The sequence below is a fragment of the Thauera sp. 63 genome, from assembly GCF_000310165.2.
GTDB lineage: Bacteria > Pseudomonadota > Gammaproteobacteria > Burkholderiales > Rhodocyclaceae > Thauera > Thauera humireducens.
Genome location: NZ_AMXC01000025.1, coordinates 1 through 14,061, shown reverse-complemented (window position 1 = coordinate 14,061; position 14,061 = coordinate 1). Strand labels below are relative to the sequence as shown.

At 67.1% G+C, this 14,061-nt stretch carries 17 protein-coding genes; 12 read left to right on the top strand and 5 right to left on the bottom strand.

Annotated features, from left to right (window positions below):
• Window positions 1-104: 104 nt before the first annotated feature.
• Genes C664_RS16035 through C664_RS16005 form a run of 7 tightly spaced genes read left to right on the top strand, consistent with a single transcriptional unit; the run spans window position 105 to window position 5,024 of the window.
• Window positions 105-1,391, top strand: a complete 1,287-nt coding sequence (locus tag C664_RS16035; protein WP_004264058.1) for a nitrous oxide reductase family maturation protein NosD — start codon at window positions 105-107, stop codon at window positions 1,389-1,391.
• Window positions 1,363-2,322 carry an ABC transporter ATP-binding protein gene (locus C664_RS16030; RefSeq protein WP_038012132.1) on the top strand — a complete coding sequence of 320 codons (960 nt, stop codon included), beginning with the start codon at window positions 1,363-1,365 and terminating at the stop codon, window positions 2,320-2,322. Before C664_RS16035 ends, C664_RS16030 begins: the two co-directional genes overlap by 29 nt.
• 10 nt (window positions 2,323-2,332) lie before the next feature.
• Window positions 2,333-3,163, top strand: coding sequence for an ABC transporter permease (locus C664_RS16025; protein ID WP_004264052.1), 831 nt, complete (start codon window positions 2,333-2,335; stop codon window positions 3,161-3,163).
• Between the two features lie 24 nt (window positions 3,164-3,187).
• Window positions 3,188-3,742 carry a nitrous oxide reductase accessory protein NosL gene (locus tag C664_RS16020; RefSeq protein WP_004264049.1) on the top strand — a complete coding sequence of 185 codons (555 nt, stop codon included), beginning with the start codon at window positions 3,188-3,190 and terminating at the stop codon, window positions 3,740-3,742.
• 12 nt (window positions 3,743-3,754) lie between these two features.
• Window positions 3,755-4,027, top strand: a complete 273-nt coding sequence (locus C664_RS16015) for a hypothetical protein (protein WP_004264038.1) — start codon at window positions 3,755-3,757, stop codon at window positions 4,025-4,027.
• Window positions 4,027-4,398, top strand: coding sequence for a hypothetical protein (locus C664_RS16010; RefSeq protein ID WP_004264036.1), 372 nt, complete (start codon window positions 4,027-4,029; stop codon window positions 4,396-4,398). Before C664_RS16015 ends, C664_RS16010 begins: the two co-directional genes overlap by 1 nt.
• Window positions 4,395-5,024 (top strand): nitrous oxide reductase accessory protein NosL, encoded by a 630-nt coding sequence (locus C664_RS16005; RefSeq protein WP_004264032.1) that lies wholly within the window; start codon window positions 4,395-4,397, stop codon window positions 5,022-5,024. The genes C664_RS16010 and C664_RS16005 overlap by 4 nt, the downstream gene beginning before the upstream one ends.
• A 140-nt stretch (window positions 5,025-5,164) precedes the next feature.
• Here C664_RS16005 and C664_RS16000 read toward each other — a convergent pair whose 3' ends face one another.
• Window positions 5,165-5,593, bottom strand: coding sequence for a c-type cytochrome (locus C664_RS16000; protein WP_004264027.1), 429 nt, complete (start codon window positions 5,591-5,593; stop codon window positions 5,165-5,167).
• A gap of 245 nt (window positions 5,594-5,838) precedes the next feature.
• On the opposite strand from C664_RS16000, the gene gluQRS reads away from it, so the two are divergent.
• Window positions 5,839-6,762 (top strand): tRNA glutamyl-Q(34) synthetase GluQRS, encoded by a 924-nt coding sequence (gluQRS, locus tag C664_RS15995; RefSeq protein WP_004264026.1) that lies wholly within the window; start codon window positions 5,839-5,841, stop codon window positions 6,760-6,762.
• Window positions 6,763-6,770: 8 nt separating this feature from the next.
• Entirely contained in the window at window positions 6,771-7,196 is a 426-nt protein-coding gene (locus C664_RS15990) for a CoA-binding protein (RefSeq protein ID WP_004264025.1), read from the top strand.
• 19 nt (window positions 7,197-7,215) lie between these two features.
• Here the strand turns inward: C664_RS15990 and clsB are convergent, their stop codons facing one another.
• The 4 genes from clsB to C664_RS15970 form a co-directional block, all read right to left on the bottom strand.
• Window positions 7,216-8,376, bottom strand: a complete 1,161-nt coding sequence (gene clsB, locus C664_RS15985; RefSeq protein WP_004264024.1) for a cardiolipin synthase ClsB — start codon at window positions 8,374-8,376, stop codon at window positions 7,216-7,218.
• Window positions 8,373-9,122 (bottom strand): endonuclease/exonuclease/phosphatase family protein, encoded by a 750-nt coding sequence (locus C664_RS15980; protein WP_004264023.1) that lies wholly within the window; start codon window positions 9,120-9,122, stop codon window positions 8,373-8,375. Before C664_RS15980 ends, clsB begins: the two co-directional genes overlap by 4 nt.
• Before the next feature lie 25 nt (window positions 9,123-9,147).
• Window positions 9,148-10,248 carry a quinolinate synthase NadA gene (gene nadA / locus C664_RS15975; RefSeq protein WP_004264016.1) on the bottom strand — a complete coding sequence of 367 codons (1,101 nt, stop codon included), beginning with the start codon at window positions 10,246-10,248 and terminating at the stop codon, window positions 9,148-9,150.
• 100 nt (window positions 10,249-10,348) lie between these two features.
• Entirely contained in the window at window positions 10,349-10,801 is a 453-nt protein-coding gene (locus C664_RS15970; protein WP_004264015.1) for a rhodanese-like domain-containing protein, read from the bottom strand.
• A gap of 62 nt (window positions 10,802-10,863) precedes the next feature.
• Between C664_RS15970 and C664_RS15965 the strand changes: the two genes are divergently transcribed.
• The 3 genes from C664_RS15965 to C664_RS15955 form a co-directional block, all read left to right on the top strand.
• A complete protein-coding gene (locus C664_RS15965; RefSeq protein ID WP_004264014.1) occupies window positions 10,864-12,057 on the top strand; it encodes a cation diffusion facilitator family transporter in 1,194 nt (397 codons plus the stop codon).
• Between the two features lie 214 nt (window positions 12,058-12,271).
• Complete coding sequence (glnA, locus tag C664_RS15960) at window positions 12,272-13,681, top strand: type I glutamate--ammonia ligase (RefSeq protein ID WP_004264013.1); 1,410 nt, start codon at window positions 12,272-12,274, stop codon at window positions 13,679-13,681.
• A gap of 136 nt (window positions 13,682-13,817) precedes the next feature.
• A partial coding sequence (locus tag C664_RS15955) for a DUF4124 domain-containing protein (RefSeq protein ID WP_004264012.1) occupies window positions 13,818-14,061 on the top strand: 244 nt, incomplete at its 3' end.

Here is a 14,061-nt window from a genome sequence, read left to right as displayed (position 1 = left end):
GCATTTTCAGGCGATGCGAACGGCCCAAGCTGCTTCACCTAAATCAAGTCGTGCTGCGGCATTCCGCCGCATACTCCTGCCTGACCTCCACTGCGACCGAATCGATGTCCTTCATACACACGTTCTGCCGACTGACCGCCGCACTCGCGCTGGGAGCGGGGCTGGCGGCGCCGGCAAGCGCGGCGACGTGGCGTGTGCAGCCCGGCGAATCCATCCAGGCCATCATCGACCGCGCAGCGCCGGGCGACGTGATCGAAATCGAGCGCGCGCGCTATCTCGGCCACCTGATGGTCGACAAGCCGCTGACCCTGCGCGGCATCGAGCGCCCGACGATCGACGGCGAGCTGAAGGAGAACACCATCAGCGTGAAGGCCGAGGACGTCACCATCGAGGGCCTGATCGTCGCCAACTCGGGCGGCGACACCCTGTACCAGCACGCCGGCGTCTACATCTACCCCGGCTCGCACAAGGCGGTGGTGCGCAACTGCGACTTCTCGTACACGCTGTTCGGGCTGTGGATCGAGAAGGCCAACGACGTGCTGATCGAGAACAACCTGATCACCGGCAAGCGCGACTTCGACTCGCCCCGGCGTGGCAACGGCATCCAGCTCTACAACACGCAGCGCGCGCGCATCATCGGCAACAACATCAGCTTCGTGCGCGACGCGATCTACGTGGACGTCTCGCACGACGCGCTCTTTCGCGGCAACAAGCTGCACCACAGCCGCTACGGCACGCACTACATGACGTCCTACCGCAACATCTGGGAGGACAACGAGACCTGGTACAACCGCGGCGGCCTGGCGCTGATGGAGGTGCGCGACCAGATCGTGCGCAACAACCGCGCCTGGGGCAATTCCGACCACGGCATCATGCTGCGCACGATCCAGGACGCAGTCATCGAGAACAACGTCGTCGCCGGCAACCAGCGCGGCTTCTTCATCTACGACGCCGAGTACAACGAGATACGCGGCAACCAGGTCATCGACAACGTGGTCGGCATCCACCTGTGGGCCGGCTCGAAGAACAACAAGGTGGAAGGCAACGACTTCATCGCCAACCGCGAGCAGATCCGCTACGTCGCCGCCCGCGACATGATCTGGGGCGCGGAAGAGGGCAACTACTGGAGCAACTACCTCGGCTGGGACCGCAACGGCGACGGCGCCGGCGACGTGCAGTACGAGGCCAACGACATGGTGGACCGTCTGTCCTGGCGCCACCCGATGATGAAGCTGCTTCTCGCGAGCCCGGCGGTGCAGACGCTGCGACTGGTGGGCCAGCAGTTCCCGCTGCTGCGCGCGCCCAGCATCGTCGACCCCAGGCCGCGCATGCAGCCGCACAACCCCGACTGGAGCCAATGGCGTGGCCGATATTTCCCCCGCTCCGAATAATCCCCCGCAGACCGGCACGAAGCCGGTGATCGTCGCGCGCGGCGTGCGCAAGCACTACGGCAGCATCCATGCGGTCGACGGCGTCGACCTTGAGGTGCAGGAAGGCGAGCTGTTCGGCCTCATCGGCCACAACGGCGCCGGCAAGAGCACGATGTTCAAGATGATGCTCGGCCTCATCCCGGTCACCAGCGGCGAGATCCGCATCGATGGCGCGCCGGTGGGCGGCGCCGGCGGCGACTTCCGCACAGTGCGGCGCAAGATCGGCTACCTGCCCGAGAACGTGGTGCTCTACGACAACCTCACCGGGCTCGAGACCCTGCAGTTCTTCGCCAAGCTCAAGGGCGTACCGGCCAGGGACAACGTGACGCTGCTCGAGCGCGTGGGCCTGATCCATGCCGCCAAGCGCCGCGTGCGCGAGTACTCCAAGGGCATGCGTCAGCGCCTGGGATTTGCCCAGGCTCTGCTCGGCAAGCCGCGCATCCTGTTCCTCGACGAACCGACCACCGGCCTCGACCCCGAAGCGATCCGCGGCTTCTACGCCATCCTGCGGCAGCTGAAGAGCGAAGGCGTGACCATGATCATCACCTCGCACATCCTGGCCGAGATCCAGGAGCGGGTGGACCGCCTGGCGATCATGGCCGCCGGCAAGGTGCAGGCGACCGGCACGGTGCAGGCCCTGCGCGAACAGATGGACCTGCCCCTGTGGTTCAGCGTACGTGTCGATCCGGCTGATTTCGAAGCAGTTCGCGCGGCGCTGGGCCACCTGCCGGTGGGCGCGATCGAGGCTCGCGACGATCATGTCGCAGTGCAGTGCCAGCGCGACACCAAGATGGCGGTGATCGCCGCACTCGCCACGCTGGATGGCAAGGTGCGCGACCTCACCGTGCGCGAACCCTCGCTCGAAGACGTGTTCTTCGGCTTCTCCGACTAAGGGGCGGACCATGGAGTTTTCGCAGATCGCCGCCATCGCCGGCAAGGAGTTCTGGGACCGCATCCGCAACCGCTGGGTGCTGGCCGTGGCGCTGGTGTTCACCGCCTTCGCGCTGTCGATCGCCTATTTCGGCGCGGCGCAGCAGGGTTCCGTGGGCTTTCGCTCGATCGAGGTCACCATCGCCAGCCTCGTCAGCCTGGTCATCTACCTGATCCCGCTGATCGCGCTGGTGCTGGGTTTCGACGCCATCGTCGGCGAACGCGAGCGCGGCTCGCTCGACCTGCTGCTGTCGATGCCGATCACCCGCGTGGAGCTGCTGCTTGGCAAGTACCTCGGCCTGGCCGGGGCCTTGGCCTTCTCCACCGTGGCCGGTTTCGGCCTGGTCGGCGTCGTGCTGTCGGCCCAGCTCGATCTCAACGCGCTGTTCCACTACTTCGGCTTCATGCTCAGCTCGGTGCTGCTGGGCTGCGCCTTCCTGAGCCTGGCGGTGATGCTTTCGGTGTTCGCCGCCGACCGCACCCGCGCCTCGGGCCTAGCGATCGCGATGTGGTTCTTCTTCGTGCTGATCTTCGACCTGCTGCTGCTCGGCGTGCTGGTCGTCACCGCCGGCCAGTGGGGGGGCGAGGCCCTGCCCTACATGCTGCTGTTGAACCCGGCGGACGTGTTCCGCATCCTCAACATCTTTTCGCTGGAAGACGTGCGCACGCTGTATGGCCTGGCCACCGTTTTCCCGCCCGCACTGGCCCAGCCCTGGCTGCTCGGGCTGGTGATGGCTGGCTGGATCGTCGTCCCGCTGGCGATCGCCGCCTGGCGCTTCCGCCTCGGCGCGGGCCGTGCGTAACCGAAACGACTGGAGATCCTCCCGATGTGCACACACCATGGCTGCAAGCATTCTCCCTTCGACCGTCGGCGCTTCCTGATCGCGGGCGCCGCGACCAGCCTGCTCGCCGCCTGCGGCGCGCCGAGCAGCGGCGGCAGCGGCTCGGTTGCCGCACTCGAGATCGACCGCAGCACCAGCTGCGCGCTCGACGGCATGCTGCTGGCCGACTACCCCGGCCCCAAGGCCCAGATCCACTATAGCGGGCTGTCGCAGCCGGACTGGTTCTGCGACACGCTGGAGATGTTCAACGTCTACCTGAACCCGGAGCAGGCGCGGCTGGTGACGGGCATGTTCGTGCAGGACATGGGCAAGACCGACTGGGACAAACCGGTCGGCAACTGGATCGACGCCAAGAAGGCGGTCTACGTGTTCGGCTCCAAGCGCCTTGGCTCGATGGGGCCTACCGCCGCTTCCTTTTCATCCGAGGCCGACGCCCAGGCCTTCGCCGCACAACATGGCGGCAAGGTGCTGAAGTTCGACGAGGTGAAACCGGACATGGTCATCCTCGACGGCGGTGCGCTGCACGACCAGTCGATGTAAGGGATACCCGCGATGAGCAACCCGATCTACGAAGCCCTGCCGCCCGAGGCAGCACTGGAACTGGAACAGATCGCACGCCTGATCTACGAGTCGCGCGAGCACCGGCGCAAGGTGCTGGATGCGGTAGGCGCAGAAGACGAGTCGACCTTGTTGGAGCGCATCATCCGCGGCGACATCGGCGAACATCCCGCGTACGAGCACTACCTCGCGGCACGCATCCTTGGCGACACGCACGAAGCCGCACGCCAGGTCATGGCTGCAACGCTGAAGGAGGTCAATCGCTGATGAACCTGCACCCGACCATCCTCGAACATGTCGAGCGCGAGCATGGCGACGCGCTCGCCGTGCCGCCGCAGCTCAACCAGGACGCACTGACGATCGTGCTGCGCAACGGCGTGATGCTGACGGTGCGCTACGCCGCACCCGACGCCTACTCGCTGCGCTGGCGAACCGGCCTGGGCACCGATGCGGCCGAGCTCGGGATCGACACCGCGCCCACCCATCCGCAACTGGCGACGTCGCCGAACCATCTGCACCGCGCCGACGGCTCGGTGGTCGCCGATCCGCTCACCCGGGTCGACGCCAGCCCGGAAGCCAACGTCTCCGCGCTGGTCGCCGCACTGGCGAGTGACCCGCTGCTCGGAGCACCCGCGTGAGCACTGCCGCCCGCACGCTTCTGCTCGGCTCCGCCGCGGCCTGCGTCGTGGCGGCAGGCACACTTTTCTGGCAATACGCGGCGCGCCCGACGAGCGTCGAGTTCTCGCCGCCGGACGAGGACATCTGCATCGTCCCGCCCGCGCGCGTATCGGCCGCACATCCCTACGACCCCGCCTCGGGACTGGCCGTCTATGACGCCCGCCCGATACCCGCCGACGCGCGCTGTCCGGTGTGCGGCATGTATCCGGCCCGTTTCCCGCGGTGGGCAGCCCAGATCATCTTCAAGGATGGCTCGGCGCATTTCTTCGACTCGCCGGTCGACCTCTTCATGTTCCTGGAAGAGCCCAAGCGCTTCGACGCCACCCACACTGCCGAGGATGCGGCCGCGATGTATGTTGCGGACCACCGCAGCGGCACCTGGCTCGAAGCACGCCAGGCCGCCTTTGTCATCGACTCCAGCGCGCGTGGGCCGATGCGCGGGCCCGACCTGCCGGCCTTTGCAGACCTCGCTGCAGCGCAGGCCTTCGTCGCCGAACGTGGCGGCCGCGCACTCGCCTTCGACGAGGTCGATCGCAGCGTGATGAATGGCCTGCGCAGTTCCACCCACGCCGGCCACACCCACTGACGCTCTTGGGCTCCGCGCTCACGTATGCGGGCATACGCATTTGCAGGTCGCCCAGACTCCCTGCCGCAGCGCGCCGTAAACGAAGAACGGAGGCTTGCGCCTCCGTCCGAATGATTCGCCGCTGACGGCCGGTTGCCGGCTTACTGCGACTTCGCCACCATGAAATCGACCGCAGCCTTCACGTCGTCGTCGCTCAGCGTCGCCGCACCGCCGCGGGCCGGCATCATGCCCTTCTCACCGGTGAAACCTTCGATGGCGTGCTTGTACAGCGTGTCATTGCCTTGCGCGATGCGCGGGCCCCACTCGTCCTTGTTGCCGGGAATCGGCGCACCCGCAACGCCGGAGGAATGACACAGCGCGCAGGTCTTCTTGTAGACACTCTCGCCCGCGGCATTGGCCGGCGCTGCCGCAACCGGCGCGGGCGCTGCAGGAGCCGGAGCAGGTGCCGCCGCGGGCGCGGCCGCGGTGGGTGCCGGCGCGGAGCCCGCCGAGCCGCCCGAATCCTGGCCACCACAGGCGGCAAGCAGGACGGAAAGCACGGAGGCGAGGATCAGCGGGGTCTTTTTCATGGGAATTCTCCAGTCGTATGGGGCAAACGATGCAGGACGGACTACGACGCATCGAACTTGACCCGATGCTACCCGCGTAGCTGTGGGTATTGGATTGACAGGAATCAATTCCTCCCCCGTCAGGGATCTCGAAATGCAAGCGTGCCCGCCCGTGCCGCTCGGCGGCAATTGATGCAGAATCGTGCCCATCGGCCGGAACCGACACCGACGCTTACCGCCCCTTCGCATCTCATCCATTCGTTCTCGTGACCGTTTCAGACAACCGGACGCTGCGCCCGCCTGTCGGCCGCTTCGCCCCCTCGCCCAGCGGCCCCCTGCATTTCGGCTCGCTGGTGGCGGCTGCAGGCAGCTACCTGGATGCGCGCAGCCGTGGTGGCCGCTGGCTGCTGCGGATCGAGGATGTCGACACCCCGCGCACCGTGGCGGGCGCTGCCGACGGCATCATCGCCACGCTGGCGCGCTTCGGCTTCGAATGGGACGGCGACATCGTCTGGCAAAGCCGTCGCACCGCGGCCTACGCCGCCGCCCTCGAGCGCCTGAAGGCTGCCGGCCACGCCTTTGCCTGTGCCTGCACCCGGCGCGAGATGGCCGACTCCACACTGACGCGCGATGGCTCGCGCCGCTATCCCGGCACCTGCCGCAACGGCCTGCCGCCCGGTCGCAGCGCGCGGGCCTGGCGCGTCCGCGCCGACGGCGTCGTCGCCTTCGACGACGCCGTCCAGGGGCCTCAGCGCGAGGATCTCGCGCAGGACTCGGGCGACTACGTGGTGCTGCGCGCGGACGGCCTGTTCGCCTACCAACTCGCCGTGGTCGTCGACGACGCCGACGCCGGCGTCACGCACGTGGTGCGCGGTGCCGACCTGCTCGATTCGACTGCGCGCCAGATTCATCTGCAACAGCGGCTCGGCTTCCCGCAGCCCGTCTATGCACACCTGCCGGTGGCAACCAACGCGGCCGGCGAGAAGCTCTCCAAGCAGACCCTGGCCCGCGCGGTCGACGCACATCCGCCCGCTGCGGCGCTGGTCGCTGCCTTGCGCTTCCTCGGCCAGGCCCCGCCTGCCGGACTCGACCGCGCAGCGCTCACCGAAGTATGGAGCTGGGCGCTGCACCACTGGCGGCTCGCCGCCGTCCCGCGCTGCCGCCATGCGCCAGCCCCCGACATCGACTGAGGAGTCCCATGCACATCAACGACATCAGCGCAGACCGCGCCGCCACCCGCGCCCTGTTGCAGGACACGCGGACCATCGCCATCGTCGGCCTGTCGCCCAACCCGCAGCGGCCGAGCAACGAGGTCGCGCGCTACCTGCGCGCCGCCGGCTACACGATCATCCCGGTCAATCCGGCCTGCGACGAGGTGCTTGGGGAAAAGTGCTACGCCAGCCTGCGCGAGATCCCAGGCCCGGTGGACCTGGTCGACGTGTTCCGCCGCCCCGAGGACGTGATGCCGATCGTCGACGACGCGATCGCCATCGGCGCCCGCGGCCTGTGGCTGCAGCTGGGCGTGATCGCGCCCGAGGCGGCAGGACGCGCCGCCGACGCCGGGCTGAAAGTGGTGATGGACCGCTGCACCAAGATCGAGCACGCCGTCCTGATCGGACGCTGAGGGCACGCCGTCGGCAGACTCAGTGCTTGCCGCCGTAGCCGGCCAGGCCGATCGCGAGACGAACGAGCTGGTAGGAGACCCAGTTGAGCGCGCGCTGCAACAGCGACAGGCGCTGCCAGTCGGCCGGACGCAGTTCGGTCGCGCCACTGCAGATGGCACGCTCGAGACTGTCCCGCAATTGCCGGGCAAACGCGCTGTCCTCGATCACGACATTGGCCTCGCGCGCCAGCAACAGGCTGAAGGCGTCGATGTTGCTCGACCCCACTGTTGTCCAGTAACCATCCACCACCGCCACTTTGGCGTGCAGGTGGCTTCGGTGGTACTCGAACAAGCGGATGCCACGCGCGAGGAAATACGGGTAGAGCGCGCGCGTGGCATAGCGCTGCATCGGATGATCTGCCACGCCCTGCAGCAGCAGCGTGATGCGCACGCCGCGCGCGGCCGCATCGGTCAAGGCCTGGCGGAAACGCCGCCCCGGAAAGAAGTAGGCGTTGGCGATCACGATCTCGTGGCGGGCGCGGCCGATCGCCGACAGATAGGCGTCCTCGATCGCGTGACGAAAGCGCAGGTTGTCGCGCACGACGAAGGCGGCGCGGATGTCGCCAACGACGGCCGTCTGCGCCGGCGCGATCAAGGGCGCATGCTGGCGCCGGCGAAAGCTTGCCCACACCACCAGGCGCCACAGGCGGTGCACTGATGCGACGATGGGTTCGAGCAGCGGCCCGCGTACCTGAACCGCATAGTCGAAACGCGGATGCGGGGCCGACCCTTGCTGGTAGTCGTCTATGAGGTTGATGCCGCCGACGAAGGCTTCACGACCGTCGATCACGACGACCTTGCGATGCAGGCGGCGCAGGCGGTGGCGACGCAGTGAGAGCGGCTTCAACTCGCGCCGGTAGATCAGCACCTGCACGCCCCGCTCGACCATTCGCGGCATCAGTTGCGCCACAAAGCTGCGGCCCCCGAAGCCGTCGACCATGACGCGCACCTCGACTCCGCGCGCGGCGGCGCGTTCGAGCGCAGCGGCAATGCTGCGTCCGGTTTCGTCCGGCTCGAAGATATAGGTCTGCAGGAAGATCTCGCGCTCGGCCTGGTCGATGGCCGTGCGCAGGGCCGGGAAGTACTGCTCGCCGTTCTCCAGCAGCGTCAGGGCGTTCCCTGGCAGCGGGCTGGGAATCAAGCCAGCGGCTCCAGTTCGGCCGTCAGGGCCGCATGGTCGGAGATCTGCGCCCAGGGCGCGCCGAAATGCACCTCGGCACGCTTCACGCGAAAGCCGCGCACGTAGATGCGGTCGAGACGGAAGAAGGGCAGCGCGCTCGGATAGCTGCGCGCCGGCCGCCCGCGCCCGCTGCCGAAGGCCTCGGTGAGTCCGAGGCGATGCGCGAGCAGGCTGTCGGCGCGGTTGCGCCAGTCGTTGAAGTCGCCGGCGATGATGAGCGGTGCGCCGTCGGGCGCAAGGCGCTCCATGCGCTCGGCCAGCGCCTCCATCTGGCGCCGGCGACTGCCGCCGATAAGGCCGAGGTGGACGCAGACGCAGTGGACCGGCACGTCGAAGCCGGGCAACTGGATCTCGCAATGCAGCAGACCACGGCGCTCGAAGCGATGGTCGGACACATCCTGATTGGCCTGGCTGAGGATGGCGTGGCGGCTGAGGATGGCGTTGCCGTGGTGGCCGTGGTCATACACCGCATTGCCGCCATAGGCGGTCTGGTGCCAGGCCTCTTCGGCGAGGAACTCGTGCTGCGGCAGTGCCGGCCAGTTCGGATGGCGCTCAGGGTGCGCGAGGTGCAGGCCCTGCACCTCCTGCAGGAACACGAGGTCGGAGTCCAGCGTGCGCAGGCGGTCTCGCAGTTCATGCACCACCATGCGGCGATTGAACTGCGAGAAGCCCTTGTGGATGTTGTAGCTGCAGATCCTCAGCGTCATGGCCGCCGGGCTCCGGGGTTGCGGCTCAGGACACCGCCAGCATGCGATCGAGGGCGATGCGCGCGAGTTCGGCCTCGTGCTGCGGCACCTTGATCTGGTTGACGACATTGCCTTCGGCAAGATTCTCGAGCGTCCATGCCAGATGCTGCGGGTCGATGCGCTGCATCGTCGAGCACATGCACACCGTGGGCGCCATGAACTGCACGACCTTGCCCTGCGGCTTCATCTCTTCGGCCAGGCGACTGACGAGGTTGAGCTCGGTGCCCACCAGCCAGTGCGTGTTTGCGGGTGCGGCCGCAATCGTGTTGATGATGTATTCGGTGGAACCGACGTAGTCGGACTTCTGGCACACCTCGAGGCTGCTCTCCGGGTGCGAGATCACGAGGCCCTGCGGGTTCTTCTCGCGCCAGCGGTCGATATGCACCGGCTGGAACATCTGGTGCACCGAGCAGTGCCCCTTCCACAGCAGGATCTTGGCCTTGCGGATCTGCTCGGGCGTCAGCCCGCCGTATTCGAGATCCGGGTCCCACACCACCATCTCGTCGAGCGGGATGCCCTTCTTGTAGCCGGTCCAGCGCCCCAGGTGCTGGTCGGGGAAGAACAGCACCTTCTCGCGCTTCGAGAACGCCCAGTCGAGGATGGTCGGCGCGTTGGTCGAGGTGCACACGATGCCGCCGTGCTCACCGCAGAAGGCCTTGAGGTCGGCCGCCGAGTTGATGTAGGTGACCGGCGTGATCAGTTCGTCAGGCCGGTCGAGCACTTCGGCCAGCTCGCGCCAGCAGCGCTCGACCTTGGCCAGGTTGGCCATGTCGGCCATCGAACAGCCGGCGGCGAGGTCGGGCAGGATCGCGATCTGGCTCGGATTGGAGAGGATGTCGGCGACTTCGGCCATGAAATGCACGCCGCAGAACACGATGTACTCGGCGTCGGTCTGCGAGGCCAGGCGGGCGAGCTTGAGCGAGTCACCGGTGAGGTCGGCGTGCTGGTACACGTCTGCACGCTGGTAGTGGTGGCACAGCAGCACCGCCCGTTCGCCGAGGCGGGCGCGGGCGGCACGGATGCGCTCCTGCGCCTCGTTGTCGGCGAGCACGTTGAAGCGGTCGAAGCTGATGGTGGCTACTTGCATGATGCGAATCCGGCTCCTGTGGGGCGTTACCTTCGTATGTCGGACCGGCGGGCGCCCGGAGGGGTTCCGGCGTCGCTCCGGCCCGTGTTGTCGGGATGTGTCAGCCCTGATGCCAGGGCAGACCGGCGTGACGCCAGCCGCCGATGCGGTTGCGCTGGCCGTTGGCATCCCTGTCGCCCTCGAAGCCCTCGAGGACGTTGTAGCAGTTGCTGTAGCCGGCCTCGACGGCCGCACGCGCGGCACCGTCCGAGCGCGCACCGGAGCGGCACATGAACATGACCAGCGCCTCCGGATCGACCTGATGCCTGAGCTGGCTGACGAAGTTGGCGTTGCGCTGCATGCCTGGCCAAGAGGCCCACTCGATCTCCACCGCGTCGGGCACGCGCCCGACCCAGTCGAGTTCAGCGCGGGAGCGCACGTCGACGAGCCTGGCTCCGGGTGCAAGTTGCAGCACCTGCCACGCCTCGCCGGGCGTCAGCGCGCCCTGGTAGGGCACGTCGAGATTGAGCGCACGTTGCTGCGCGAGCGCAAGCAGATCTGACAAGGTTCCCATGCGGACATCCGTCTAGAATCCAATATTGACCGAAGTATAGCGCGTCCATCCCGCCCCCCTGCATGAACGACCCCGATCTGCCCCTCTCCGCCGCCCGTCCCTCACGCGTCCAGCACACCGACGAGGCCGTTCGCGGTCGCGACATCCAGCGCGCGACCATCGTCGCCATCATCACCAACGCCACCCTGTCGGTCGCGCAGGTGGCGATCGGCTTGTTCGCGAACGCGTTCAGCCTTGTTGCGGACGCCGCCCACACCCTGTCCGACCTGGTCACCGACCTGCTCGTGCTGCTGGCGGGCCGGCGTGGCGCGGACCCGGCCGACACCAATCACCCCTACGGCCACGGCCGCATCGAGACGGCAACGACGATGCTGCTCGGTGGCGTGCTTGCCGCGGTGGGCATCGGCTTTCTGTGGAGTTCGGGCCTGCGCCTGCAGAACATGAGTGCCCAGCCTGGGCTCCACCCGGCCGCGCTGGTCATGGCCCTGCTCACGCTGGCGGCCAAGGAAGGCCTGTTCCGCTTCACGCTCGCGGCCGCGCGGCGGCTCAACGCCCCCATGCTCGAGGCCAACGCATGGCACGCCCGCTCCGACGCGGCGTCGTCGCTGGTCGTCGCCGCCGGCATCGGCGGCAGCCTGGCCGGCTACCCCTTCCTCGAGCCACTCGCCGCAGCGGTCGTCGGCTTCCTGATCCTGCACATGGGCCTTCGCCTCGCCTGGAAGGCGGTGCGCGAACTGATCGACACCGGGCTGTCGGAAGAGGAGCTTGCGCGCATCCGCCAGACCATCGAGCAGACGCCCGGCGTGATCGGACTGCACGAGATGCGTACGCGGCGCATGGCGGACCGCGTGCTGTGCGACGCACATGTCCAGGTCGCACCGAGGCTCACGGTGTCGGAAGGGCACCGCGTGTCCGACGCGGTCTATCTGCGCGTACGCTCGGCGCATCCGGAAGTGCAGGACGTCCTGGTCCATATCGACCCGGAGGACGACGGCGATCTGCAGACGGTACCCCCGGGGCCGCTGCCCGAACGCGACGAGGTCGTCGCGATGGTGCATGCGCTGCTCGGCACCGACGCCGTCGAGCCCAAACGCATCCAGATCCACTACCTGGGCAACCGCGTCGATGTCGAGGTGCTGCTGCCTGCCGCCCTGCCACCCGACAGCGAGGCGGCGCTCCAGCGGCGGCGGCAAGCCTGGCTGGCAGAGCACGCTCACTACCGTTCGATCAGCTTCTACGGCCAGTACGCACCATAATGGTGCACTCAACACATCAAACGCACCACAATAGTGCGTACGCGCAACCCCAAAGGCACCGCTTTCGCACATCCCCCTTGTGGCACAATGATCTGCAGGTGAAACAAGGGCTGGCACGCTTAGTGCTTTGTCTGAACCACGAAATTCACGCACTGGTGACCGCCGGTGCAAAACCGCTCGTTACAAACACCGCCTCATCTCACCAGGAGTGAAAATGAACGCTCAAGACGTCATGAAGATGATCCAGGAAAACGAAGTCCGCTTCGTGGACCTGCGCTTCACCGATACCCGCGGCAAGGAACACCACGTCGGCCTGCCTGTTTCGGCCTTCGAGGAAGAGCACTTCGAGCACGGCCACCCGTTCGACGGTTCGTCGCTGGCCGGCTGGAAGGGCATCCAGGCTTCCGACATGATCCTGATGCCGGAACCGAGCTCCGCCTACATCGACCCCTTCTTCGACGAGACCACGCTGGTCATCACCTGCGACGTCATCGAGCCGTCCGACGGCAAGGGCTACGACCGTGATCCGCGCTCGATCGCCAAGCGCGCCGAGGCCTACCTGAAGAGCACCGGCATCGGCGACACCGCCTACTTCGGCCCGGAACCCGAGTTCTTCATCTTCGACTCGGTCGAATGGTCGGTCGACATGTCCGGCGTGTACAGCAAGATCATCTCGGAAGAGGCCGCCTGGTCCACCGCCGACAAGTTCGAAGGCGGCAACACCGGCCACCGTCCGCGCGTCAAGGGCGGCTACTTCCCGGTGCCGCCGGTCGACAGCCTCAACGACGTGCGCGCCGCCATGGTGCTCGCGCTCGAAGCCTGCGGCGTGCCAGTCGAAGTGCACCACCACGAAGTGGCCAACGCGGGCCAGTGCGAAATCGGCACCAAGTTCAGCACGCTGACCAAGCGCGCCGACTGGACCCAGGTGCTGAAGTACATCGTGCACAACGTCGCCCACCAGTACGGCAAGACCGCCACCTTCATGCCCAAGCCCATCGTCGGTGACAATGGCTCCGGCATGCACGTGCACCAGTCGATCTGGAAGGACGGCCAGAACCTGTTCGCCGGCAACGGCTACGCCGGCCTGTCGGAGACCGCGCTGTACTACATCGGCGGCATCATCAAGCACGCCCGTGCGCTGAACGCCATCACCAACCCGGGTACCAACTCGTACAAGCGTCTGGTGCCGCACTACGAAGCCCCGACCAAGCTGGCCTACTCGGCGCGCAACCGTTCGGCCTCGATCCGCATCCCCTACGTCGCCAATCCGAAGGGTCGCCGCATCGAAGCGCGCTTCCCGGACCCCCTGGCCAACCCCTACCTGTGCTTCGCCGCACTGATGATGGCGGGCCTGGACGGCATCCAGAACAAGATCCACCCGGGCGACCCGGCCGACAAGAACCTGTACGACCTGCCGCCGGAAGAGGACGCGCTGATCCCGACCGTGTGCACCAGCCTCGAACAGGCGCTGGAGTACCTGGACAAGGATCGCGAGTTCCTGACCCGTGGCGGTGTGTTCTCCAACGACTTCATCGACGCCTACATCGCGCTGAAGCAGGAAGAAGTCGACCGCATGCGCATCACCACCCACCCGGTGGAGTTCGACATGTACTACAGCCTGTAATCCCCGGGTTACTGCGCTCCCAGAAAAGGACGGGCATTGCCCGTCCTTTTTTTATCGGGTCTAATCGGGCTTCATACCGTCAGGATGGCGCAGGCCGGACCTTTCCGCCTGGCGCAGCAAGCCCGCGGACACGAACATGCGACTGTTTCGAATCCTCCCCCTGATCCTGCTGTTGGGTACCGTTCTTCCTGCGCAGGCCGAGGTGTACAAATGCACCGATGCCGAAGGCCGCATCACCTACACGAATGACCGCAACGTCGCGCGCGGCTGCAAGGCACTCGATACCGACCAGACAATCTCGACCGTGCCCGCGCCGGTCCGCCGCCCGGCCGCAGGCCCCGCCGCCAGCCCCGCCGCCAGCCCCACCGGCACGCCGTCCG